This window comes from Sphingomonas rhizophila, from assembly GCF_014396585.1.
Classification (GTDB): Bacteria; Pseudomonadota; Alphaproteobacteria; order Sphingomonadales; family Sphingomonadaceae; genus Sphingomicrobium; species Sphingomicrobium rhizophilum.
This window is the reverse complement of the sequence record NZ_CP060717.1, coordinates 2,073,149-2,094,735: the sequence shown is the minus strand read 5'-3', so window position 1 is coordinate 2,094,735 and position 21,587 is coordinate 2,073,149. Positions and strand designations below refer to the sequence as shown.

Genomic DNA, 21,587 nt, shown 5'->3' with positions numbered 1-21,587 from the left:
GCTTGGCAAGATAATTGTGCGGCGCGGCAAGATTGGGGGATCCTAACTGGTGCCGAACGGTCACAAGTCATAGCGCCGCCGACAGCGATTGAAGGCTCGCGTCGATGCGACGGGATTCCGTCGGGCGCTCAAGGATGGCCGCCAAAGCCGGCGGCGGGGCGATCGATTGACCAATCAACGGTTCGATCACGTCGGAAAATTTGTAGGGGTGGGCGGTGGCGGCGATAATCCATGGCCGTCCGGCGCGCTCCGCATCGCTCAATCGGGCGTAAGTTTCCGCGGCGACCGCCGAGTGCGGACACCAGAGATAGCCGCTGCGCTCGAAATCACCGACGATGCGGGCGCGAATGGTCTCGTCTTCGACGTGGTCGACGCGAAGGGCGCGAAGGTCGGCGGGCAGGTCGATCAGCCGCTCGAAATTGCTCGGCGCGCCGACATCCATGGCGTTGGCAATCGTCGCGAGCGAAGGGCGCGGGCGATATTCTCCCGTCCGGTCCCACTCCGTCAGCGTCCGATTGGCGTTGGTGGCGAGGACCAGCGGGCCTAAAGGCGCTCCGCTGGCCCTGGCGAGCAGCGCGGCGAAGCCGTGGCCCAGATTGCCGGTGGGGATGACGAGCCCGGGCTCGACCCCGGTCCGGGCATGAAGTCGGTGCACGGCGTGGGCGAGGTAGGCCGCCTGCGGAAGCAAACGGCCGAGGTTGATCGAGTTGGCCGACGTCAGTCCATGCTTCGCCGTCAGCGCTTCGTTGGCGAAGGCCGCCTTGACCAGACGCTGGCAGTCGTCGAAATCCCCAGCGACCCGAAGCGCCCGCACCGGCGCGCTCCAGCAGGTCAGTTGCCGCTCCTGGAAGGGGGAAACGCGACCCTCGGGATAAAGGATGACGGTCGACAGGCCGCCCCGTCCCTCTGCCGCGCAACCGACCGCCCCACCGGTATCGCCAGAGGTTGCCGCCAGCACGCTCAGCGGCTCATCGCCATCGGCGCGCCGGTCGTAACAGGCCATTAGGAAACGCGCGCCGAAATCCTTGAAGGCCCCGGTCGGGCCATGGAACAGTTCGAGCGCGAACAGCCCGGCCTGGTGCGGATCCGGCGACGCGAGGGGCGTATCGATCGCGAGCGATTCCGCGCAGATTTCGCCGAGCAACGGTTCCAGCCGGTCGCCGGCAAAGTAGGGTGCCAGGAACCGCGCCGCAAAATCCGGCAGGGCTAGCCCCGCCGCGCTGGCGACATCGCACCGCGGGATGGCCGTTGGACAATACAGCCCGCCATCGGGTGCGGCCCCGCGGCGGATCGCGTCGCTCAGGCTGACCGGATTCGCGCCGCCGCGAGTGCTAACGAAGTTCATGACGACAGCGCTTCCTCGACCGGGATCAGAGATACTCCGTCGGACGGGACCGGTGCGCGATAGGCGTGGGCGTCGACACCTGCGTCGCGAAACGCCCTCGCCATTGCCCGCTCGACTTCATCGGCGTCCTGGGCGAGCGCCCAGGCGAACACCGACGGGCCGGAGCCCGAGAAGGAGCAACCGAGGGCACCCGCGGTCGACGCCGCAGCCTTCACCGACCGCAACGCAGGAAGGAGATGCTCGCGCTGCGGCTCCACCAGCACGTCCTGGAGCCCGGCGCGAAGCAGGGCGACGTCGCCGGTGGAGCAGCCGGCCACGAACGCAGCCACCCGGCGGCCGTGTTCGACCGCCGTCGCCATCGGCACCTCCGCCGACAGAATCGAGCGGGCCATTCGGGTCTCGGTCTTCCGGTCGGGATGGAACAGGACCGCGACCACCCCTGCCGGGGCGGGCAGCCGCTGGACCAGCGGGGGTGCTTCACGCGCGCACAGAACGATACCGCCGAGCAGGCTGGCGATGACATTGTCCCAGGGGGGCGGATCGGACGCGACACGTTCGCCCTCCAGCGCGAACGGTAGCAGCTCAGCTGTGGCGTAGGGGACGGGCAGCAGGGCGTTGACCGCTGCAACGGCGGCCACCGCGGAGGCCGCCGACCCGCCCAGGCCGGCCGACAGGGGCACGCCCTTTTCGATCGACAGGCGGACGCCGAAGGGATTCATTGTCGCTTGAAGCAAGGCGTGGGCGGCGGCGAGCGCGGTATTGGCTTCGACGGCCCCGGGCAGTGAGTCGACCAGGCCGCTGACCGATCCCAGGCGGACGCCGGGAGCCTCCTGCCGCTCGGCGATGACGACATCGTGGGCGGCGGCAAAAGCCTGGCCAAGAATGTCGAAACCGACGCCGATGTTGCCGATGCTGGCCGGGGCACGGGCTGCGGCGCGAAGCGGAATCATGCGATCAGCCGCATTCGCTGCTCCTGCGGCGCCCGCGGGCTCCGCGCCAGCAGCGCCCGCTGCGCGTCCATCACATCCGCGAACACCGCCGCTGCGGTTGGCCACCGGCCCGCTCCCTTGCCGTACAGGTCGTGCACCCTGCCTGCTTCGTCGGTCACAAGGAACCGGTTTTCTTCATCGCGAACCGCGGCCAGCGGATGGTCGAGCGGCAGCGCGACCACGCGAACATCGGCCACGACGCTGCCATCGGGCGGCGGTCACATCGCGCCACCTGGCGAAGAACCCGGCCGGCGGCCGAAGCCTCGGTCGCGGCGTCAAGCGCGAGGTCGCGCAGCGACTGCTTCGCGATCGCCGACGGCGGCACCGCCGTTCCGAAGGCTTCGCGCATCAGAATCGACAGCTTGTCGGCCGCATCGTGTCCGTCGAGATCGGCGGAAGGGTCGGCCTCGGCGAAACCCTGGGCTTGCGCCTCCGCGAGCGCGTCCGCGAAGGTCCAACCCTCCGCCATGCGGCACAGGACGAAGTTGCAGGTGCCGTTCGTGACACCTTCGATCGCGCCGATCCCGCCGATCCGGCGGAGCGCCTCGATCACCGGGACGCTTCCTCCGACCGCGGCGGAGAACCGCAAGCCGCCGCCACCGCGACGCGCCGAGGCGCGGAGCGAATCCCAGTGCCGGGCCAGCGCCGCCTTGTTGGCGGTCACGACCTCCGCTCCGCCGAGAAGCGCCGCGCGCATCGCCTCGACCGGGGCGTCGGCGCCACCAATCGTTTCGACCAGGATGTCGGCATCGAAGGCCAGCACCTCGTCGACGTCGCTGGAAAACATCGCATTGGCGCAGTGAGCGGCAGGATCGCGAACCAGCACCGGTCCGACCTCGAACCGGCCCGGATTCGCAAGCAGATATTCCAGGACGCCTGCCCCGACGCAACCATGGCCGAGCAGCGAGACGCGAAGCGGCCGGGACACGGCGGACGGCGCGAAGCGCGGTTCCGTCCGTGCGATCCGGGTCGCTCCGGACGAGCCGAGGCTTGCTACCTCGATCTCCACATTGTCGGCCTCGGCAGCGTGGATCGCCTTGACCTGGATCAACCCGCTACTCGCCTTTTCTGCGCCGGCGTATGACAGTTCGGCGTAGCGCGGGGCCTTGGGATTGCTCGCCGGGTCCTCGGCATAGACGCCGTCGACATCCTTGATCAGCCGAACGCGGTGCGCCTGAAGGCTGGCGGCGAAGAACACGGCGCTCAGATCGGTACCGCCGCGGCCGAGCGTCACGACACCATGATCGGCATGGGTGGCGATGAACCCCGGAACGACAACCACATCATGCGCGGCAAGATGTTTCCAGATTTCCGGAGCGTTGACGTCGACCAGATCGGAATCGAGCGGGTCTCCCTCAGCCACCAGACCCATTTCGTGAGGATCGAGGCTGCAGGCGCGAAGCCCGATGCGGTGGAGCGCAAGGGCGAGCAAGGCGGCGGAACGGAGCTCGCCAACCCGGGCGACGCGGGCAATAAGTGCCGCGGGCGCACTGTTCCCGCCGACCCGGCTGGCCTGCGCCAGCAGGGCGTCCGTCTGTCCGGCCAGCGCCGAGACCACGGCGACAACCTTCTCCCCCCGCGAACGTGGCGATAGATCTCGAGGGCCACCGCCGGATAACCGCTGTCGTCCTCGAGCACGGAGCTTCCAAACTTCAGGACGCAGAGCGGCGGCGTGGCGGATTTCGCATCGGGACTTGGGGAGGAATGGTTCATCGCGCGCCTGTCTTTGGTTGAGGTGTGAAATCGTCGGGCACAAAAAAACCCGCTCGCCTGGCCGGAGAGCGGGTTGGTGAAACCTGGTTTGTCAGACCGTTATCAGCCACCGTCCCCGGGGATGCCGTGGTTGTCATCATGGTCATGAACATGCCCATGGTCGAGCCGCCGCCGAGACGGGCGGTCAGGAACGCGGATTGCAGGTTCTCATCGTTGCACATGGGACACCAAACATGCCGCGCTGCAACAAAAGGGTCAACCCGCCGAAATTGACGGTTGGCCTAAAGATTGAGCGGGCGCGGTGTCGATGACCGAAGAATGGTGCCTAGGGACGGGATCGAACCGCCGACACTGCGATTTTCAGTCGCATGCTCTACCAACTGAGCTACCTAGGCCCACAGCGCGGGACGGACGCCCGGCGGAAGCGAAGCGCGCTCTAGCGGTCGGTCTCTCCGCTGTCCAGCCCGTCTGACTCGATCGCCGGCCCGGGAACGCGATAGCCTTCGTCGAGCCATTTCAGCAGGTCCCGGTCCTTGCAGCCGCGACCGCAGAACGGCGCATGTTCCGTGGCCGGCGGCTTGCCGCACAGGGGACAGGGTTTCGTTCTACTGGGCATGGCCGGCGGACATGGGAAGCGCCGGGTCTGCCCGCAAGTCGACCGCGCCGCCGACCTGCGCGGACAGGGCGTCGCGCCATCCGGGCTTGATGGCCGCAATCACCGCCGGATGCGCCGTGATCGTCACATCGCCGACGCAGCGCGCGGCGCGGCGGACCAGGGCGCGGGCTTCGAAGGCGCCGCGATCGGCTGCCAGCTCGAACAGGCTTGCGTGCCGCCGCGGCCTGACGATCTGCATGAAGCCGAACCCGTTGATCGCGGTGCGCTCGAACGGCTTTGCCAAGCCGGCATCGATCGATTCTCCGATCGCGGTGCGCAGCGCCCTGCCCTCCACCGTCGGGAAATCGATGCCGATCGAACCGCCGATCGCGTGCCGACGGATTGTGCGCGCCGCGGCCGTCGCGGCTGCCCGGGCCAGCCGGTCGGGCGGCAGGGTCCCATCGACGTCGATCAGTGTCATCGCCGGTGTCACCGATACCCGCAATTGCCCGCCGACGAATTCGACCACCCCACTTCTCGCTTCCTCGATCAGGTCGGACCAGCCGGCCGACTCAAGCGGGTCGTCGGGGAGGGGAACGCTATCGTGCCAGCGTCCTCCAAGGGCGCCGCGGCGGGGCCGTCGACGATTCGGCCAAGCGGCCGCTTCCACGGTTCGGCGCCGGGGATCGGTTCGCGCGTAACCTCGATGAAGATTGCGGCGCCCTCGCTTTTTCCGGCCGCGCCCGCCGGCAGTAGGAACGTCCAGTCATCAGTCTCGGCGAGGGCCTGAGGGCGGACCTGCTTCAGTCTTGCCGGAACAACCGCGCCGGCGCGCGGGGCGCCTTCTATTTCGATCCGGGCTTCGACGATCTCCCCGTCGACGACGCGCACCAGGCGATCCTCGCCGATGCCATGTTCCCGCCGCCAGTCAGGCAATGTCGTAGCCGGCCGCCTTCAACATCAGGCGGGTTTCCGCGAGCGGCAGGCCGACGACGTTGGAATAGCTGCCGGCAATGTGGCGGACGAAAACTTCGCCATAGCCCTGCAGCGCGTAGCCGCCCGCCTTGCCGCGCCATTCGCCATGACCGGCGTAGAAGTCGATCTCCTCCGCGCTCAGCCGCTTCATCGCAATCATCGTCTCTACCAGGCGCGTTCGGACGGGCGCCCCATCCGCGGCCAGCGCGACACCGGTCAAGACGCGATGGCGGCGACCGGAGAGCAGCTTCATGCAGGTGCGAAGCGTCGCTTCGTCCTCAACCTTGGGAAGGATCCGCCGGCCGACGGCGACGACCGTGTCGGCTGCAAGGACCAGCTCGTCGGGGTGTCGTGCAGCGACCAGCGCCGCTTTTTCCTCAGCTAGGCGCACGGCGTGGACCCTCGGCAGCTCGCCGGGAAGGACGTCCTCGTTCAGGTCGGCGGGGTCGACGGCGTCGGGAATGACACCGATGCGTTCCAGCAGGTCGAGACGACGCGGGCTTGCGGAGGCGAGGATCAGCCGCACGGTATCAGTCGCGGCCAAGCGCTCAAGCCGGGGGCGCGGTCACTGTTGCCGGGCACGGTCAAGCCGCGCCCGGGGGACCCCGCGTCCGGGCATGAAGCGATAGGTGATGCGCCCCTTGGTCAGGTCGTAGGGCGTCAATTCGACCAGCACTTCGTCGCCGGTCAGGACGCGGATGCGGTTCTTCCGCATCTTGCCGGCAGTGTGGCCCAGCACTTCGTGGCCATTCTCCAGTTCGACGCGGAACATGGCATTGGGCAGCAGTTCGACCACCCGTCCGCGCATCTCGAGAAGTTCTTCCTTGGCCATTCAAATCCTGTTCCGCTGAAGCAAAGCCGCGCTCCTTTAGCGGCGCAACGCCGGAAAGGGAAGGAGGGGCGGCCACGCGGCCGCCCCCGCCGTGCGGTCAGGCCGGATTATGCTGCGCCAGAAAGCTCTCCATCGCCTTCAGGAATTGGAGGCGATCCTCCGAGCGGGAGAAGAAATGGTCGGCGAGCGGCTGCTCGATATAGATCACGCTTCGTCCCGACGCCTTCAGCTTGGAGGCCATCGACCGGCTTTGGTCGACGGGCACCCGCTGATCCTTCGCGCCGTGCATGATGAGGATGGGGATCGAGAATTTCTCGGGCCGGTTGATCGGCGACACGGCCGCCAGGTCCGGCGCCTGTTCCTTCAACCAGGCCGCCGTGCGCGGACCCCACAACGAGCGGTCGGCGCGGCGCGCCATCGACGTCAGGTTGCTGACACCGGCATAGCTGACGGCGCAGCGATAGAGATTTCCGTCGCGCTCGGCGGCGCGCATCGCGGCGTAACCGCCGTAGGAGCCGCCGACCATGCACACCCGCTTGGGATCCGCCACGCCCGTCTTGGCAAGATGGGTGATGGCATCGTTCAAGTCGTCCTGCATCTTCAGGCCCCACTCGCCCTTGCCCTTGTCGGTGAAGGCTTCGCCATAGCCCGATGAGCCGCGATAATTCGGCTGGACCACCGCATAGCCCTTCTGCGCGAGGAACTGCGTGATCCAGTCCCACGATACCGTGTCGTGGGAATAGGGGCCGCCGTGCGGAAGGACGATCAGCGGCAGGTTGGTCGACTTGCCCTTGGGCAGGGTCAGCACCGCCTCGATCGACAGGCCGTCGCGCGCCGCATAACGGATGGTCCGCACGGGATTGAGCTTGGCCATCCCGATCGCACTGTTGCCGAGGCCGAGGCGCCGCATCGACTTGTCGGTCCGGTCGTACAGGAAGACCGCGCCAGGTGTGTCGGCCGCCGAAAAGTCGACGACCGCCTTTGACAGGTCCTTGCTCGTCGAAAGGATTGTCCCGGTCGCCCCCTTGACCATCGAATTCACTTCTTTGGTGAGCGCCAGCATCGTCGGATCGACCCACTTCACGCCGTCCTCGCTGTCGCCGACATAATATCCGGCAACCCCGCGCCCATCTGGCGTCGGGATGATTCCGCCGACGTCGTAGCCGGCGGACGAATAGAGTTTTCGTCCAAGCTTCTGGGCTCGCGGATCATATTCGAAGACCGAATCGAAGCCCTTCTCATCCTGTTCGATGGTCAGGGTCTTGCCGTCGGGCAGGAACAGGACGGGGGTCGGCGCGCTGTCCTTTCCGTCGGTGACCGCAAGGTCACGGAACTGTTCCGAATCCCGTTCGCGATAGATGGCGCGGGGGCCGCCGGTCCGGATGCCCATGCGCCCGGTACCCATGCGGACGTTGCCGTCCGCGTCGCCATACCATGTGAAGATGCCTTCGCGGCTGCCCAGGACCAGCTTGCTCCGCCCGGTCGACACGTCGACTTCGTAAACCTCCGGGTAGAATTTGGGCTCGCTGATGTAGATCGACCGCTGGACGCCCAGCCGTACGCGCGGCGTGCCGTCGCGCGCGATCCAGACAATGTCGGCGCCTTCCTGGCCGATGTCCTTCATGTTCTTGAGCAGCGGCAGGATTTTCTGCCCGTCGGCGCTGACGCCGAGCGCGCGCCGCGCATAGGCTTCCTGTCCGATCCCGAACGGCACTTCCGCGCCGACCTTGACCAGCAGCCAGTCGTTGTTGACCCAATTCCAGCTGACAAGGTCGTTTCCGCTGGTCGGCACCAGTGCCGGGGTCCCGCCCGTCAACGGGACGATCATCAGGTAATATTCGCCGTTACGCGCGACTTTGGCGGCCAGCTTGGTGCCGTCTGGGGACAGTTTCGGCGAGCTCAAGGCCGCCAGCTGCGCAAACGCCTCCGCCGTCAGCGGTGCGGCAGCGGGCGTCGCGGCGATGCCATTGTCGCCAAGGCCGAAGGACGCGCAGGCCAGCGAAGCAGCGACGGCGCGCGTCAAGAAGCGAAATTTCATGTATCCCCCAATACCCTCGAATACTCCCGAGCAATCAGCAGCTTAGCATTGCTTCCACAAAAGAAAAGGGGGCGAGGCACGCGGCCTCGCCCCCTCACAGGACGATTGTATCGATCGTTAGACCGCGCTGTGCGCCAGCGCCGCCAACAGCAGCAAGGCCACGATGTTCGTGATCTTGATCATCGGGTTGACGGCCGGACCGGCGGTGTCCTTGTACGGATCGCCGACCGTGTCACCGGTCACCGCGGCCTTGTGGGCTTCGCTGCCCTTGCCGCCATGGTTCCCGTCTTCGATGTACTTCTTGGCATTGTCCCACGCGCCGCCGCCCGAAGTCATCGAGATGGCGACGAACAGGCCGCCGACGATGACGCCGAGGAGCAGAGCGCCAAGCGCCGCGAACGCTTCGGCCTGGCCGGCCACCGCATTGATCACGAAGTAGACCAGGATCGGCGCCAGCACCGGCAGCAGCGACGGGATGATCATTTCCTTGATCGCGGCGCGGGTGACCAGGTCGACCGTGCGGGCGTAGTTCGGCTTCGAAGAACCGTCCATGATCCCCTTGTTGGTCGCGAACTGTTCGCGGACGTCCTTGACGACGTCGCCGGCCGCGCGGCCGACGGCCGTCATGCCGAGCGCACCGAACAGGTACGGCAGCAGGGCGCCGAGCAGCAGGCCGACGATGACATACGGGCTCTTCAGGCTGAAATCGACGTCGAGGTTCGGGAAGAACTCCTCGAGGTCGGTGGTGAAGGCGGCGAACAGGACGAGCGCGGCAAGGCCGGCCGAACCGATCGCATAGCCCTTGGTCACCGCCTTGGTGGTGTTGCCCACCGCGTCGAGCGCATCGGTCTTTTCACGGACGCTGTCGTCCAACCCCGACATTTCGGCGATGCCGCCGGCGTTGTCGGTAACCGGGCCGTAGGCGTCGAGCGCGACGACCATGCCGGCCAGCGCCAGCATCGACGTCGCCGCGAAGGCGATGCCCATCAGGCCGGCGAGCATGTAGGTGACGATGATGCCGGCGCAGATGACGAGCGTCGGCATCGCGGTCGATTCCAGGCTGATCGCCAGGCCCTGGATGACGTTGGTGCCATGACCGGTTTCCGACGCCTTGGCGATGGAGCGGACCGGGCGGTAGTTGGTGCCGGTGTAATATTCGGTGATCCAGATGATCAGCCCGGTGATGACCAGACCGATCAGCATGCACCAGTACAGGCTCATGCCGGTGAAGGTCGCCCCGCCGGCGGTGATCGACGCGTTGAGATCGCCAAGGGCGTATTGGGTGGCGAAGAAGATCAGGACCGCAGAGGCCACCGCGGTGACGCCGAAGCCCTTGTACATCGCGCCCATGATGCTGGTTCCCTTGCCCAGGCGGACGAAGTAGGTGCCCAGGATCGAGGTCAGGACGCATACGCCGCCGATCAGCAGCGGAAGCGCCATCAGCGCGAGCAGGCCGTCGCCGGCGCCTTTCACCAGCAGCGCGGTGAGGACCATCGTCGCACCGACGGTGACGACATAGGTTTCGAACAGGTCGGCGGCCATGCCCGCGCAGTCGCCGACATTGTCACCGACGTTGTCGGCGATGACGGCGGGGTTGCGGGGGTCGTCTTCGGGGATCCCGGCCTCGACCTTGCCGACCAGGTCGGCGCCGACGTCGGCGGCCTTGGTGAAGATGCCGCCGCCAAGACGGGCGAAGATGGAGATCAGCGAAGCGCCGAACGCTAGCGCGACCAGCGCGTCGATGACGATGCGGTCGTTGGGGGCATGTCCGGCCGGGCCGATCAAATACCAGAAGAACACCGCGATCGCGAGCAGCGCCAGGCCGGCGACCAGCATGCCGGTGATGGCGCCGGCGCGGAACGCCATGGTCAGGCCCTGTTGCAGCCCCTCACTGGCGGCTTGCGCTGTGCGCACGTTGGCGCGGACCGAGATGTTCATGCCGACGAAGCCGGTCGCGCCCGACAGGACCGCGCCGAGCACGAATCCGCCGGCGGACAGGGCGCCTAGGAACAGGAAGACGATTGCCGCGACGATCACGCCGACAATCGTGATCGTGGTGTACTGACGGCGCAGGTAGGCCGAGGCGCCTTCCTGGATGGCCGAGGCGACCTCCATCATGCGCGCGTTGCCGGCCGACGCGCGAAGCACCTGCTGGCTGGTAAGGATGCCATAGAGCAGCGCGACGACGCCGCACGCGATGGCGATAAGGACCAGGTTCATTGAAGCATTTCCCCCGTTTGGTTCTGCGGCTTCTATGGCCAAGACTGGCCGCCGCTGGAAGCAGGGGCGAAGGTGTAACGGGGTTTCGGCGCGAGGCAAGCGCCTTGGAAAAGCCTAGTGAATCAGGAGCGCGGTCGCCATTCCGGACGCGAGGCCGAGCATCGCGATCAGCCATTGGCGCGGGCTAAGTGCGACGATGATGTTCATACCCTAAGCGCTCCGGCAACGGCACGATCCCGGCGTGGTCGGACAGGGTCATGCCCGGTTCGCCGGTCAGCGTTCCAATCGGGCGCAGGATGAAGCCATCCGGTAAACGAAGTCTTGACGACGGATCGATGCCGTCCGGCAGGGACAGCAGCAACGCGTAATCATCGCCGCCGGTGGCCGCGAACAGGCGCGCCTCCCGCCCGCCGCCGCGCGCCGCGACGAAGGCGTCCGACAAAGGCAGCGCGTCGAGGTTGACCGCCGCGCCGCAGCCGCTGGCGGCGCACAGGCGGGCAAGGTCGATCAATAGCCCGTCCGATACGTCCATCATCGCGGTGGCCTGCTCGGCCAGAACTTGTCCCGCGGCGAGCAGCGGCACTGGGCGGCGATAGGCCTCGACCAGCGGCCCTTCCGCCTTCTCGTCGGCCTGTAGCTGGGCAAGGCCGGCGGCGGCATCGCCCAACGACCCGCCGATCCACAGCATGTCGCCAACTCTCCCGCCCGACCGGGCTGGCGTGCGGGCGGCCGCGGAGCCGATCGCAGTCAGCCCGAAGACCCGCGGGAACCCTCGGGCATGGCGATGGTGTCGCCACCAATCAGCGCCACGCCATAGCTTTCGCAGGCGGCGGCGACGCCGGACAGGAAGGCGTCGTCCCACTGGTCGTCGCCCGACAGCGAAGCGCCCATCAGGGCGGCGCGAGGCCTCGCGCCCTTGGCGGCGAGGTCGCTCAGATTGACCGCAAGAAGCTTCCACCCCACCGACGCCGGGGGGTCGGTGGGCAGGAAATGGACGCCTTCCGCGATCATGTCGTGGGTGATGACCATGCCGTCGAGCAGCGCCGCGTCGTCGTCGAGGCCGCGTGCCGCGGGATCGGTGGCGATGGCGCGAAGCCGCTCGATGAAGGCCAACTCGCTGCTCATTGCAATTCGGACCGGGGACGGCACAACATGGGGCAGCTTATAGACCCGGGAAGACCGCCGAATGAAAGTCCTGCTCGCCGCCCTTGCATTGACGTTCGCCGCACCTGCGCTGGCGACCACCGATAACCCGACCCACATGATCCCGAAGATCAGCGAGGGACGGATCGTCGCCTGGCCCGCACTCGACGGCGGCGCGGCGGGCAAGATGACCGTGTGGGTTTGGCTGCCCCCTGGTTATGACACCAACAAGGCCGTCCGCTATCCAGTTCTTTATATGCACGACGGACAGAATTTGTTCGACCGGGCGCTCACTGGATACGACCAGGAATGGGGGATGGACGAGGCGATCCCGCGCATGGTCCGGCGCGGCGACCTTCGCTCGTGGATCGTAGTCGGGGTGCAAAGCCCCAAGGCGCGTTACCATGGCCTGTTCCCGGCCAAGATGCTGCCGCTGCTCCCCGCCGACTTCCGCGAGCGGGTCGAGACGCTGGAGGGGAAGGAACGGCTGCCCTTCACCAGCGCAGCCTATCTCGATTTCCTGGTCAACACCGTCAAGGCGCGGGTCGATCGCAACTTCCGGACGCTGCGTGGCCAGGCCAACACTGCCGTGATGGGCAGCTCGATGGGTGGGCTGATGTCATTCTACGCAATGGCCGAATATCCCGAGGTGTTCGGTCAGGCGGCGTGCGTGTCGATGCATTTGGCGCTGGCGGATCCGACCAGCAAATCGATCGATCACAAGGTCGCGGCCAAGGCGGCGGCGGCGGCGTTCCGGCAATATCTCAAGACGTCGCGGATGCGGCCCGGCGTCAATCACCTCTACATCGATCACGGGTCGGGCACCCTCGACGGCAGCTACGGGCCTTATTCGGACGCGGTCGTGCCGATGCTCCGCGCGGCCGGATGGAAGGATGGGCCAAGCTTCGAGTTCCGCACCTACGCCGGAACCGAGCATAACGAAACCGCGTGGCGACAGCGGGTCGACATCCCGCTGGCCTTCCTCGACAGGCGCGATCCCTAGCTCCGGGCGTCCTTGGCTATGGCGTCGAGCAGGCCGTTGACGAAGCCCTTCTCGCGCTTGTCGTAAAAGGCCTCGGCGACGTCGAGATATTCGTTGATCGTGGTCGCGGTGGGCACGTCCTTGCGGGCGATCAGCTCGTAGGTGCCGACGCGAAGGATCGCCTTCATCGGCTTGTCCAATCGCTCGAGCGACCAGCCCTCGGCGAGCTTGCCGGCGATCAGCGCGTCGATCTCCGCGCGCCGCGCCGACGCGCCGGACACGAGGTCGTCAAAGAAGCTCTCCTCAGCGTCGGCATAGGTCACGTCCTCGATCGTCGCGCCAAGGCGATGATCGTGGAATTCATGGATCAGGCGCGCGGTCGGCGTGCCTTCCATGTCCTGCTGGTAAAGCGCCTGCACGGCGGCGAGCCGGGCGGCGGAGCGCGATTGCGAACGTTGGGCCATGGCGCGGGCCTCTAGCCGCCTAACGCTGTTCTAGGAAGGGGCCGAGCGCGTCGGCGACGGCATCGGGGGCCTCCCACGGGGCGAAATGACCGACGCCGCCCAGCGGATAGACCTCGACGTCGTCGCCGACCTCGCCGATGCCCTGCAGCTGGACCGGCAGCAGCGCCTTGTCTTCCAGCCCCCAGACGACCCGCACCGGCACCTTGATCCGCGGCACGCCGCGTTCGACCCAGGCGGGAAGGGCGGCGTCCTCGTCCATCGCCGGCACGACCATCTGGCTTGCCCGGTACCAGTTGAACATGGCGGTGAGCGCGCCCGGGCGGCGCCAGTCGGCGAGGTATTGCGCGCGGTCCTCGCCGGTCAGCTTGGTCGTGTCGACGTGGCGGGCGAAGCTCTTTTCGAAAAAGGCGGGAAAGCCCATCGCGGCGATGCGCCGCTCCATCTGAGGATCGCGAAAGGCGTTGATGTATTGCGACGCCTCGCGCTGGGCCAAGTCCTCGATCAGCGACCGCTGGAATATCGCCGGATGGGGCGAATTGACGATCGCGAGGCGCGACAGCCGCGGGTCGCCGCGGATCGCCGCGGTCCAGGCGACGGCCCCGCCCCAGTCGTGCCCGACCAGCGCGAAGCGATCGAGCCGCCGTGCCTCGGCCAGCGCGAAGATGTCGGCGACCAGCGTATCGGTCGAATAGGCGGCGACATCCTGCGGCCTGTCGCTCTGCCCGAACCCGCGAAGGTCGGGGATGATCATCCGCACCCGGTCCTTCAACCGTTCCGCGACCTTCAGCCAGGTGCGGTGCGATTCCGGGAAGCCGTGGAGGAAGATCGCCGGGGGCGCATCCTCCGGCCCGGCCAGCGCGACATTGAGGATCACCCCGGTCGGCAGCGGCTGCCGGATCAGGCGAAGCCAAGGACCGCTCACGGATAGCTGACCGTCTTGGGGACTTCGGGAATGGGGATGAACTCTTCATCGTCGCCGGGGACGAGCGGGAAGCGCATCGCCCGCCAGTCTTCCTTGGCTTGGCTGATGCGCTCGCGGCTGGAGCTGACGAAGTTCCACCACACGTGGCGCTTGGTCGGGAAAGCCTCGCCGCCCAACAGCATCAGCCGCGACGGCGCGTCGGCGGTCAGCGCCATGCGCTCGCCGGGGCGAGGAGGTAAAGAGTGAAGAGCTCGAGCGGGTGGCCGCCAAGGCTGGCCGCGCCCTCGGTCAGCAGCACCGCCCGCTCGTCGGCGTCGGGGTCGATCGGCAGTGTTGCGCCCTTGTCGAGCATGACGTCGGCGTAGATCGTCTGGCTGTGCTGCGTGACGCCGGCGGTCTTGCCCCACAGGCTGCCCATCAGCACGCGGGCCGACACGCCCTCGCCCTCGACCAGCGGCAGCGCGTCGCCGCCGGCATGTTCGAAGGCGGGGTCAAGCTCTTCCTTGCCGTCGGGCAGGGCCAGCCAGGTCTGCATGCCGTAAAAAACCGGGCCAACGGGGCGGGTCTCCGCCGGCGAGCGTTCCGAATGGACGATCCCCTTGCCAGCGGTCATCAAGTTGACCGCGCCGGGATGGATCACCTGGCGCGTGCCCAGGCTGTCGCGATGCTCGATCGCGCCTTCGAACAGATAGGTGACGGTGGCGAGGTTGATGTGCGGGTGCGGGCGGACGTCCATGCCGTGCCCGGCGGGAAGCTTGGCCGGACCGAACTGGTCGACGAAGATGAACGGGCCGACCATGGTGCGGGACCGGGCCGGAAGGGTGCGGCGAACCTTGAAGTCGCCAAGGTCATGGGTGACGGGCGCGATTTCGATCATGGACGACCCCTAGCAGATTCCACGCCAATGTCGCGTGAGGCGGAATTCGGGGGCGGCCGGCCCGATTCGATCCCGAAACCCGGGCGCCCGCGTCGCGGAAGTTCGCAAAGTTCGCGCCATGGCGATATCAGAAGCGCCCCCGTAAGCGGTCGCAGCGCGCAACACCAACGCAGGACGCTGGGACAGCGGCATCAATGGCGAACAATCACCCTGTAGGACAGGACTTTCGCTAGTGTCCGCTTTGGGTGGAAAGCGGACGCTAGGCGAGCGGGAGCGGGCCGATCTTTTCACTGATCGCGCTGAACCACGCTTCGTCCAAACCAGCTAATGCTGTCTCCTCTGGATCAATCCCGAAATCTTTTAGTCGCTGCTTCAGCAGGAGCACTATCGAGCCGATCCCAAACAGATGCCCTTCGTCAAAGGCAACATCGACGCCCTGGCCCTGCTTTGCGTCTTCCGCAATCTTGCGAACCGGGTTGAGGATCGCTTCCAACTGCAGCAAAGTCAGACCAATTTCGTTTCTCGCCATGTGTGATGCGTTATCAGTCTGGCTAATGTCCGCAATGGGTCGAAAGCGGACATTAGCGTTTCCCGCGTTAAGGCTCACTTCGCTCCACCTCCACCACTTCGAAGCGATAGCTTTTCCATCCCCGCTGGCGGGCGGCGTCCTTGGTGGCGGCGCGTTTGCGGGATGCTTCGGCGAGGGACTTGGTATGGCCCCAGAAGACCTCGGTCCTGCCGTTCTCGAGCTCCGCGACGATCCGCCAGTAATGGGTGAAGGGCGTGGCGGTCGGGCCAATCGTCTTGACATAACCGTCGGGCATGGTCGCGGTGAGCAGATATTTGCGCGGCATCGTTGCACTCTTCCGCGGGCGGCGTGCTAGATCAATGTCATGCCGATGAAGACCAGCATCCGATGAGCGTCGCCTTCCGCCGCGAGAGCGACGACGAGCATCTCGAGCCGACGTTCGAACTGCCGATCCCGCCCGGGCCGAACCTGGTGACGGCGCGCGGGCTGGCGCAGATCCAGGAGCGGCACGACGCGATCGAGGCGGTGCTGGCGGGCGAGCTGAGCGAGGAGGAGCGCAAGAAGGTGCTTCGCGACGCGCGCTACTGGCGGCAGCGGCTGGCATCCGCGCAGGTGGCGCCGGCGGCGGACGGAAAGCGCGTGGCGTTCGGTACGCGCGTGACGTTCATCCGCGATGGCGCGGAACGGACGGTCGAGCTGGTCGGCCATGACGAGGCCGATCCGGGCGCCGATCGCATTGCCTTTACCGCGCCGCTGGCCCGGGCCCTGATGGGCGCAGAGGTCGGCGAGGAGGTCGAGTTCGCGGGATCGGACGAACCGCTGGAAGTGGTCGCCATCGCAATGAGCGCGGACGAAGCGCGATAGCGGGAGCGAGTCCGCCGGGCGAAGCGTTCGCCCTGGCATGACCCCGATCGAACCGATGGAAGCGCTGCTGGCCGACGAACTGCCGTCGGGCGACGATTGGCAATATGAGCCCAAGTGGGATGGGTTCCGCTGCATCGCCGCGCGCGAGGGGGCCTCGGTCGAGCTTTGGTCGAAGTCGGGCAAGCCGCTCGGCCGCTATTTTCCCGAGGTCGTGGCGATGCTCGGGCGGCTCGGCGCCAGGCGTTTCGTTGTCGACGGGGAATTGCTGATCAGCAGCGGCGGCCGGGTGTCGTTCGACGCGCTGCAGATGCGGCTGCATCCGGCGGAAAGCCGGATCCGGAAGCTGTCGGCGGAGACGCCGGCGATGCTCGTCGCGTTCGATTGCCTGGCGGTCGGCGACCGGATGCTGGGCGCTGCGCCGCTGAACGAGAGGCGGGCAGCGCTTGAGGAATTGCTGGGGGGCGAAAGGGACAGCGCACTGGTGCTGTCGCCGGTCACCGAGGATCGCGGCAAGGCGCTGCGCTGGCTGGATCGCGGGGGCGGGCGCTGGACGGGGTGATCGCCAAGCGAACCGACGAAACCTATCGCGCGGGGAACGGGCGATGGTCAAGGTCAAGCAGCGGCGCACCGCGGACTGCGTGGTCGGCGGCTTCCGCTATGCGGCGAAGGGCGGCGTGGTCGGATCGTTGTTGCTCGGGCTGTACGACGAAGCGGGGCTCCTCAACCATGTCGGCTACACCTCGTCGATCGCATCGGGCGACAAGCCGGCGTGGACGAAGGAATTGGAGGCGCTGAAGGGAGCGCCGGGCTTCACCGGCGACGCGCCCGGCGGGCCGAGCCGCTGGGCGACCGAGCGATCGGCGGAGTGGCAGCCGCTGAAAACGGAATTGGTGGTCGAGGTGCTCTATGACCAGGTCACGGCCGGCCGGTTCCGGCATGGCACCAAGCTGCTCCGGCGGCGGCCGGACAAGGCGCCGCGCCAATGCACGATGGAGCAACTGGCGCCGCCGCTGACGCCGGCGCAGCTGAGGCAGCTTCTCGAAGACCAGGACGGCGGGATTTGAAGTCGCCCCGATCGGGCGTATCGTGGCCGTAGTGGAACCTGGCGATCATTACGGCACGTTGGGCGTGTCGCCGCGGGCGGACAGTGCGACGATCCGCCGCGCCTATCGCGCGCTCATGCGGCGCCATCACCCGGACGTGAGCGGCGAGCGCGAATCCGACGTCCGCGCGAAGGCGATCAACGAAGCCTATGCCTGCCTGCGCGATTCGGCCCGGCGGTCGCACTACGACTGGCAGCGGTCGGCCTCGGCACGGATGAATGTGCCTCACCACGCCTTCAGCGAGGGACCGCCAATGCGTCCGCGAGAAGCGGCGATGGCCATGGTCTTCCCGCCCAAGGTGCCGGCGTGGAAGCCGACCTGGCCCAAGGCCATCGTGCTGGGTGCGGCGGCGATCGTCACGGCGCTGACCTTTGCCGCGACCTCGAACGTGCCGAGGCCGGGCGCCCCCGCGGAGGCGGTGGCGACGATTGATATACATCTGCGAGCGACGGGCGAGACCCTGCCGTCTGGCGCAAGCCCGGCCCCTACGTCGAACCGCTGACGGTTTATTCGCCGGGGGCGATGGCCTTGATCGACAGGGCATGGACTCGCTCGACCATCAGGTCGCCGAGCGCGGCGTAGATCGCGCGCTGCCGCTGGACGCGATTGAGGCCGGCGAAGGCGGCGCTTTCGATGGTCAGGGCGAAGTGGCTTTCGCCGGTACCGTTGTCGCCGGCATGGCCGCGGTGGCGAGCGCTCTGGTTATCGAGGTCGAGGCGGGTCGGTGACAAGGCAAGGCGAAGGCGGCGCTCGATTTCCCGCGCAACCGGGCCGGTGAATGTGTCGTTCATGGCCCTTATATAGAGGGGCTTGGAAAGCGAGGAAGGGCGTTGGCAGGGCGGCAGCACAAATGGCACGGCAGGGTGGAGGACGCGCGCGAGGCGTGCGCGGTCCCGTCATGCGGAGAGCCGGGCGAATTCCGTGCGCCGCTGACGCCCGGGAATTTCGACGGTCCGGGGCAGTATCAATATCTCTGCCTCGACCACGTCCGTGCGTTCAACGCGCGCTACAATTTCTTCGAAGGGATGAGTCCGGACGAGATCGAGGAGGCGCAGTCGCCGATCGCCGGTTGGCAGCGGCAGGCGCGGACGTTCGCCCACCTCGGCGCCGACCCTGCGCCGGCGTGGAGCGATTTTGCCGACCCCCTCGACGCCATCGCCGCTCGCTTCCGCTCCGGGCAGCGAGGGCGGGTGGAGCGGTTCAGCGGGGCCGAGCGGGCGGCGCTCGACACGCTCGGACTGAAGGAGGACGTCGACCGGACGGGCCTACGCAAGCGCTATTCGGAACTGGTTCGCAAATATCACCCGGACCGCAATGGCGGCGACCGCAGCTTCGAGAAGAAGCTGGGCGCCGCGATCGAGGCCTACCAACTGCTGAAGGGCAGCCGCGCCTTCGCCTAGCGTTTCAGCGCGAAATCGACGCGGACGCTGACGTGGCTGACGTTGACGCCGGGATTGAACGGCGGCGGCGGCGGCGCAGGGGCAACGACCGGCGCGGCCATCTGCACCGACATGGCCTGTTCGGCGAGCGGGATCGGCTCGCCCTGGCTGGCGCCGCCGTCGCGGATGGCGAGGATGCGGTCGATCTTGAGACCTGCGGCGCCGGCATAGGCTTCGGCCCGGGCGCGCGCGGCCTTGTAGGCCATGGCGTAGGCCGAGCGGCTGGCGGCCTCGCGGTCGGAAACGCGCAAGCTGGGCCCGGAAATCAGGTTGGCCCCGGCGTCGGTGGTCGCGGCGACCGCCTCGCCGACGCGCTCCATCTGGCGCATCCGGACGGTGAGGTTGTTGCTGGCCTTGTACTTGCCGCGGTCGGGCCCGTAGTCGACGCGGCCGAGCGATAGGTTCTGGGTCTGCAGATCGTCCTGACCGACACCGAACTTCGCAAGCGCGACGCTAACCCGTGCCATCTTTTCATTGTTGAGGCGCGTGGCCTCCGCCGCGCTGCCGGCAAGCGATTCCACGCCTGCAATGAACGTCGCCTCGTCGGGTCGCGCCTCCGACCGGCCGGTGGCGGAGACCGTCAGCAGTGTCTCGTCACGATCGACGCCGCGCGGGTCGGGCGCGGCGGGCTGGCAGGCGGCGAGGATCAGCGGAAGGGCGAAAGCAACAGGACGCATCGACGGTCTCCTTCAACACCCCCGATGTTACAAAGTTACATTCTCGCGTCAATCGCGGTCGGGCGCCCCCAGCGGGAAGTAATGGCGGTAGGGGCGGGCCTCCTCGACCGCGCGCGATACTGCCGGATGGGCGAGCAGCCGGGCGCGGTAGGCCGCGAGCCGGGGACGCGCGTCGCCAATGGGAACAACCCAGTCGGCGTAGAACAGAGCCGGCGCGGCCGCGCAGTCGGCAAGCGTGAAGCGGTCGCCCGCCGCCCACTCCGCATCGGGCAGGTTCGCTTCGAGCCAGTCGTAGGCGACCTGCAGCGCATCACGGCCGCGGGCGGCGGCGAGGCCTTCGCCGTCGGGCCAGATGGCGTGATTGACCGACGGCTGCATGTTGCCCTGAATGTGAAGGTCGAAGAAGCGATCGAGCAGGCGCACGCGGCGGCCTTCATCGCCATCGGGAATCCACACATTCGGGCCGGGACGCTTGGCCTGGAGATGTTCGACGATGCAGGTCGCCTCGGGAATGACCTCGCCATCGTCGACCAGCGTCGGGAACTTGCCCAGCGGCCAATGCGACTTCAATTCGTCCATCACGCCGGGGTTCGACGGGTCGACGTTTTTGTAGGTGAACGGCGTTCCGTCGGCCCACAGCGGGATCAGCGCCTTCCAGCTGAAGCTGCTGAACGGATGGACGTAGAGCGTAAGGCTCACCAGCTTCCCTCCTCGATCTTCGCGCGCCGTTCGAGTTCGCGGTCGCTGGTGATCGGAATCGGACCTTCCGGGGGATAAGGCGGCAGGTCGCCGCCAGGCTTGTAGGTCGCGATGACCGTACCCTTGTCCGTGACCTTGTGCCCGGTCATCTCCAGCCGCTCGACCGGCGAGCCTTCGCCCAACAGCCGCTTGCCATGGCCGAGCACGACCGGGAACGTCATCAGCGTCAGCTCGTCGATCAGGCTCGCGGCGAGCAGGCCGGGATAGATGGTCGACGACCCCTGGATGATGATCTTGTTGCCCTCGCCCTGCTTCAGTGCCCTGACCTCGTCGATTGAGCCGAGCCGGTGGCTGTTCTGCCATTCGAGCGGCTGGTTGCCGCGGGTCAGGACATATTTGTTGGCCCGGTCGAAGGCCTCGCTCATCGGCTTGTTGTCGCCTTCGGCATAGGGCCAGTAGGCGGCGAAGATGTCGTAGGTGCGTCGGCCGAGCAGCAGGTCGTAGTCGCCGGTGAAGAGCGATCCGAGCGTGTCCCCGATCCCGTCGTCCCACACCTTGAACATCCAGCCGCCTTCGTCGAACCCGCCGGTGGGATCTTCGGTTGGCCCACCGGGGGCCTGCATCACGCCATCGAGGCTGACGAAGGCGGCGGCGACGATCTTACGCATCAGCCGTTTCCCCCGCGATGGCCGCCTCGATCCGCGCGACGTCGATCTTCTTCATCGTCATCATGGCGTCGAAAGCGCGCTTGGCGGCGGCGGGGTCCCGGTGCTTGGTGGCATCGAGCAGGACGCGCGGCGTGATCTGCCACGAAAAGCCCCAGCGGTCCTTGCACCAACCGCATTCGCTTTCCTGGCCGCCATTGCCGACGATCGCGTTCCAATATTTGTCGGTCTCGGCCTGATCCTCGGTCATGACCATGAAGCTGACCGATTCATTGGCCTTGAAATTGGGGCCGCCATTGAGGCCGGAAAAGGCGCGGCCGAGAACGGTGAAGTCGACCGTCAGCTCGTCGCCTTTCTGGCCGGAGGGATAGTCGCCGGGCGCGGTCATCGCCTCGCCGACACTGCTGTCGGGAAACGTCGCCGCATAGAACTCGGCCGCCTTGCGCGCCTCGCCATGGTCGAACCACAGCACGGTGGTCAGCTTCTCGGGCATCCTCGCTCTCCTGTATCTTGTCG

26 protein-coding genes, 1 tRNA gene and 2 pseudogenes are annotated in these 21,587 nt (G+C 67.1%); 6 read left to right on the top strand and 23 right to left on the bottom strand.

Annotated features, from left to right (window positions below; translation table 11 throughout):
* Positions 1–67: 67 nt before the first annotated feature.
* The 13 genes and pseudogenes from thrC to thiL form a co-directional block, all read right to left on the bottom strand.
* Positions 68–1,345 (bottom strand): threonine synthase, encoded by a 1,278-nt coding sequence (gene thrC, locus H9L12_RS10695; RefSeq protein WP_187541722.1) that lies wholly within the window; start codon positions 1,343–1,345, stop codon positions 68–70.
* A complete protein-coding gene (locus tag H9L12_RS10690; RefSeq protein ID WP_223177119.1) occupies positions 1,342–2,295 on the bottom strand; it encodes a homoserine kinase in 954 nt (317 codons plus the stop codon). The genes thrC and H9L12_RS10690 overlap by 4 nt, the downstream gene beginning before the upstream one ends.
* Positions 2,292–2,516, bottom strand: coding sequence for a hypothetical protein (locus H9L12_RS13970; RefSeq protein WP_281399814.1), 225 nt, complete (start codon positions 2,514–2,516; stop codon positions 2,292–2,294). The genes H9L12_RS10690 and H9L12_RS13970 overlap by 4 nt, the downstream gene beginning before the upstream one ends.
* Positions 2,450–3,892, bottom strand: a complete 1,443-nt coding sequence (locus tag H9L12_RS10680; protein WP_187541720.1) for an amino acid kinase family protein — start codon at positions 3,890–3,892, stop codon at positions 2,450–2,452. Before H9L12_RS10680 ends, H9L12_RS13970 begins: the two co-directional genes overlap by 67 nt.
* A 474-nt stretch (positions 3,893–4,366) precedes the next feature.
* Positions 4,367–4,442: transfer RNA gene (locus H9L12_RS10675), tRNA-Phe, on the bottom strand.
* A 41-nt stretch (positions 4,443–4,483) separates the two neighbouring features.
* Entirely contained in the window at positions 4,484–4,663 is a 180-nt protein-coding gene (locus H9L12_RS10670; RefSeq protein WP_187541719.1) for a DNA gyrase inhibitor YacG, read from the bottom strand.
* Positions 4,653–5,171: a hypothetical protein gene (locus H9L12_RS10665; protein WP_187541718.1), complete on the bottom strand. Its 519-nt coding sequence runs from the start codon at positions 5,169–5,171 to the stop codon at positions 4,653–4,655. The genes H9L12_RS10670 and H9L12_RS10665 overlap by 11 nt, the downstream gene beginning before the upstream one ends.
* Before the next feature lie 20 nt (positions 5,172–5,191).
* Entirely contained in the window at positions 5,192–5,533 is a 342-nt protein-coding gene (locus H9L12_RS10660) for a hypothetical protein (protein WP_187541717.1), read from the bottom strand.
* A gap of 37 nt (positions 5,534–5,570) precedes the next feature.
* Positions 5,571–6,143, bottom strand: a complete 573-nt coding sequence (locus H9L12_RS10655) for a Maf family protein (protein ID WP_187543263.1) — start codon at positions 6,141–6,143, stop codon at positions 5,571–5,573.
* Between the two features lie 39 nt (positions 6,144–6,182).
* Positions 6,183–6,449 carry a translation initiation factor IF-1 gene (gene infA, locus H9L12_RS10650; protein ID WP_187541716.1) on the bottom strand — a complete coding sequence of 89 codons (267 nt, stop codon included), beginning with the start codon at positions 6,447–6,449 and terminating at the stop codon, positions 6,183–6,185.
* 97 nt (positions 6,450–6,546) lie between these two features.
* A complete protein-coding gene (locus tag H9L12_RS10645) occupies positions 6,547–8,487 on the bottom strand; it encodes a S9 family peptidase (protein WP_187541715.1) in 1,941 nt (646 codons plus the stop codon).
* Positions 8,488–8,604: 117 nt separating this feature from the next.
* On the bottom strand, positions 8,605–10,707 hold the full coding sequence (locus tag H9L12_RS10640; RefSeq protein ID WP_187541714.1) for a sodium-translocating pyrophosphatase: 2,103 nt from the start codon (positions 10,705–10,707) through the stop codon (positions 8,605–8,607).
* 184 nt (positions 10,708–10,891) lie between these two features.
* Positions 10,892–11,832, bottom strand: a pseudogene (gene thiL / locus H9L12_RS14510) (thiamine-phosphate kinase).
* Between the two features lie 61 nt (positions 11,833–11,893).
* On the opposite strand from thiL, the gene H9L12_RS10630 reads away from it, so the two are divergent.
* The gene (locus H9L12_RS10630; RefSeq protein ID WP_187541713.1) at positions 11,894–12,853 is read left to right on the top strand and encodes an alpha/beta hydrolase; all 960 of its coding nucleotides are present in this window, start codon (positions 11,894–11,896) and stop codon (positions 12,851–12,853) included.
* Here H9L12_RS10630 and nusB read toward each other — a convergent pair.
* The 5 genes and pseudogenes from nusB to H9L12_RS10605 form a co-directional block, all read right to left on the bottom strand.
* Complete coding sequence (gene nusB / locus H9L12_RS10625) at positions 12,850–13,296, bottom strand: transcription antitermination factor NusB (protein ID WP_187541712.1); 447 nt, start codon at positions 13,294–13,296, stop codon at positions 12,850–12,852. The genes H9L12_RS10630 and nusB overlap by 4 nt on opposite strands.
* A gap of 19 nt (positions 13,297–13,315) precedes the next feature.
* Positions 13,316–14,218 (bottom strand): alpha/beta fold hydrolase, encoded by a 903-nt coding sequence (locus H9L12_RS10620; RefSeq protein ID WP_246450365.1) that lies wholly within the window; start codon positions 14,216–14,218, stop codon positions 13,316–13,318.
* Positions 14,215–15,095: pseudogene (locus tag H9L12_RS10615) on the bottom strand (pirin family protein). Before H9L12_RS10615 ends, H9L12_RS10620 begins: the two are co-directional and overlap by 4 nt.
* A gap of 259 nt (positions 15,096–15,354) precedes the next feature.
* The gene (locus H9L12_RS10610) at positions 15,355–15,624 is read right to left on the bottom strand and encodes a hypothetical protein (protein WP_187541711.1); all 270 of its coding nucleotides are present in this window, start codon (positions 15,622–15,624) and stop codon (positions 15,355–15,357) included.
* Positions 15,625–15,691: 67 nt separating this feature from the next.
* Positions 15,692–15,949, bottom strand: a complete 258-nt coding sequence (locus H9L12_RS10605; protein WP_187541710.1) for a hypothetical protein — start codon at positions 15,947–15,949, stop codon at positions 15,692–15,694.
* Positions 15,950–16,011: 62 nt separating this feature from the next.
* Here H9L12_RS10605 and H9L12_RS10600 point away from each other — a divergent pair, with 62 nt between their 5' ends.
* Genes H9L12_RS10600 through H9L12_RS10590 form a run of 4 tightly spaced genes read left to right on the top strand, consistent with a single transcriptional unit; the run spans position 16,012 to position 18,093 of the window.
* Positions 16,012–16,488, top strand: a complete 477-nt coding sequence (locus H9L12_RS10600; RefSeq protein WP_187541709.1) for a GreA/GreB family elongation factor — start codon at positions 16,012–16,014, stop codon at positions 16,486–16,488.
* Positions 16,489–16,525: 37 nt separating this feature from the next.
* Positions 16,526–17,047, top strand: coding sequence for an ATP-dependent DNA ligase (locus H9L12_RS13195; RefSeq protein ID WP_223177118.1), 522 nt, complete (start codon positions 16,526–16,528; stop codon positions 17,045–17,047).
* 43 nt (positions 17,048–17,090) lie between these two features.
* Positions 17,091–17,552 (top strand): ATP dependent DNA ligase, encoded by a 462-nt coding sequence (locus H9L12_RS13190; RefSeq protein WP_223177117.1) that lies wholly within the window; start codon positions 17,091–17,093, stop codon positions 17,550–17,552.
* 22 nt (positions 17,553–17,574) lie between these two features.
* Positions 17,575–18,093: a J domain-containing protein gene (locus tag H9L12_RS10590; protein ID WP_187541708.1), complete on the top strand. Its 519-nt coding sequence runs from the start codon at positions 17,575–17,577 to the stop codon at positions 18,091–18,093.
* Positions 18,094–18,097: 4 nt separating this feature from the next.
* Here the strand turns inward: H9L12_RS10590 and H9L12_RS10585 are convergent, their stop codons facing one another.
* The gene (locus H9L12_RS10585) at positions 18,098–18,382 is read right to left on the bottom strand and encodes a BolA family protein (protein ID WP_187541707.1); all 285 of its coding nucleotides are present in this window, start codon (positions 18,380–18,382) and stop codon (positions 18,098–18,100) included.
* 72 nt (positions 18,383–18,454) lie between these two features.
* Here H9L12_RS10585 and H9L12_RS10580 point away from each other — a divergent pair, with 72 nt between their 5' ends.
* Positions 18,455–18,991, top strand: coding sequence for a J domain-containing protein (locus H9L12_RS10580; protein WP_246450362.1), 537 nt, complete (start codon positions 18,455–18,457; stop codon positions 18,989–18,991).
* Here H9L12_RS10580 and H9L12_RS10575 read toward each other — a convergent pair.
* From H9L12_RS10575 to H9L12_RS10560, 4 genes are read right to left on the bottom strand one after another with little or no spacing between them, the layout of a single operon-like run.
* Entirely contained in the window at positions 18,988–19,707 is a 720-nt protein-coding gene (locus H9L12_RS10575; RefSeq protein ID WP_187541705.1) for an SIMPL domain-containing protein, read from the bottom strand. The genes H9L12_RS10580 and H9L12_RS10575 overlap by 4 nt on opposite strands.
* A gap of 48 nt (positions 19,708–19,755) precedes the next feature.
* Entirely contained in the window at positions 19,756–20,406 is a 651-nt protein-coding gene (locus H9L12_RS13700) for a glutathione S-transferase family protein (RefSeq protein WP_187541704.1), read from the bottom strand.
* Positions 20,403–21,074, bottom strand: coding sequence for a dihydrofolate reductase family protein (locus tag H9L12_RS13695; protein WP_187541703.1), 672 nt, complete (start codon positions 21,072–21,074; stop codon positions 20,403–20,405). Before H9L12_RS13695 ends, H9L12_RS13700 begins: the two co-directional genes overlap by 4 nt.
* Positions 21,067–21,564, bottom strand: coding sequence for a VOC family protein (locus H9L12_RS10560; protein WP_187541702.1), 498 nt, complete (start codon positions 21,562–21,564; stop codon positions 21,067–21,069). The genes H9L12_RS13695 and H9L12_RS10560 overlap by 8 nt, the downstream gene beginning before the upstream one ends.
* Positions 21,565–21,587: the final 23 nt, after the last annotated feature.

Coding starts and splice junctions, on each gene's coding strand:
- thrC (WP_187541722.1), bottom strand. CDS start 1,345: ATGAACTTCGTTAGCACTCGCGGCGGCGCGAATCCGGTCAGCCTGAGC.
- H9L12_RS10690 (WP_223177119.1), bottom strand. CDS start 2,295: ATGATTCCGCTTCGCGCCGCAGCCCGTGCCCCGGCCAGCATCGGCAAC.
- H9L12_RS10670 (WP_187541719.1), bottom strand. CDS start 4,663: ATGCCCAGTAGAACGAAACCCTGTCCCCTGTGCGGCAAGCCGCCGGCC.
- infA (WP_187541716.1), bottom strand. CDS start 6,449: ATGGCCAAGGAAGAACTTCTCGAGATGCGCGGACGGGTGGTCGAACTG.
- H9L12_RS10645 (WP_187541715.1), bottom strand. CDS start 8,487: ATGAAATTTCGCTTCTTGACGCGCGCCGTCGCTGCTTCGCTGGCCTGC.
- H9L12_RS10640 (WP_187541714.1), bottom strand. CDS start 10,707: ATGAACCTGGTCCTTATCGCCATCGCGTGCGGCGTCGTCGCGCTGCTC.
- H9L12_RS10630 (WP_187541713.1), top strand. CDS start 11,894: ATGAAAGTCCTGCTCGCCGCCCTTGCATTGACGTTCGCCGCACCTGCG.
- nusB (WP_187541712.1), bottom strand. CDS start 13,296: ATGGCCCAACGTTCGCAATCGCGCTCCGCCGCCCGGCTCGCCGCCGTG.
- H9L12_RS10610 (WP_187541711.1), bottom strand. CDS start 15,624: ATGGCGAGAAACGAAATTGGTCTGACTTTGCTGCAGTTGGAAGCGATC.
- H9L12_RS10605 (WP_187541710.1), bottom strand. CDS start 15,949: ATGCCGCGCAAATATCTGCTCACCGCGACCATGCCCGACGGTTATGTC.
- H9L12_RS10600 (WP_187541709.1), top strand. CDS start 16,012: ATGAGCGTCGCCTTCCGCCGCGAGAGCGACGACGAGCATCTCGAGCCG.
- H9L12_RS13195 (WP_223177118.1), top strand. CDS start 16,526: ATGACCCCGATCGAACCGATGGAAGCGCTGCTGGCCGACGAACTGCCG.
- H9L12_RS13190 (WP_223177117.1), top strand. CDS start 17,091: ATGGTCAAGGTCAAGCAGCGGCGCACCGCGGACTGCGTGGTCGGCGGC.
- H9L12_RS10585 (WP_187541707.1), bottom strand. CDS start 18,382: ATGAACGACACATTCACCGGCCCGGTTGCGCGGGAAATCGAGCGCCGC.
- H9L12_RS10575 (WP_187541705.1), bottom strand. CDS start 19,707: ATGCGTCCTGTTGCTTTCGCCCTTCCGCTGATCCTCGCCGCCTGCCAG.
- H9L12_RS13695 (WP_187541703.1), bottom strand. CDS start 21,074: ATGCGTAAGATCGTCGCCGCCGCCTTCGTCAGCCTCGATGGCGTGATG.
- H9L12_RS10560 (WP_187541702.1), bottom strand. CDS start 21,564: ATGCCCGAGAAGCTGACCACCGTGCTGTGGTTCGACCATGGCGAGGCG.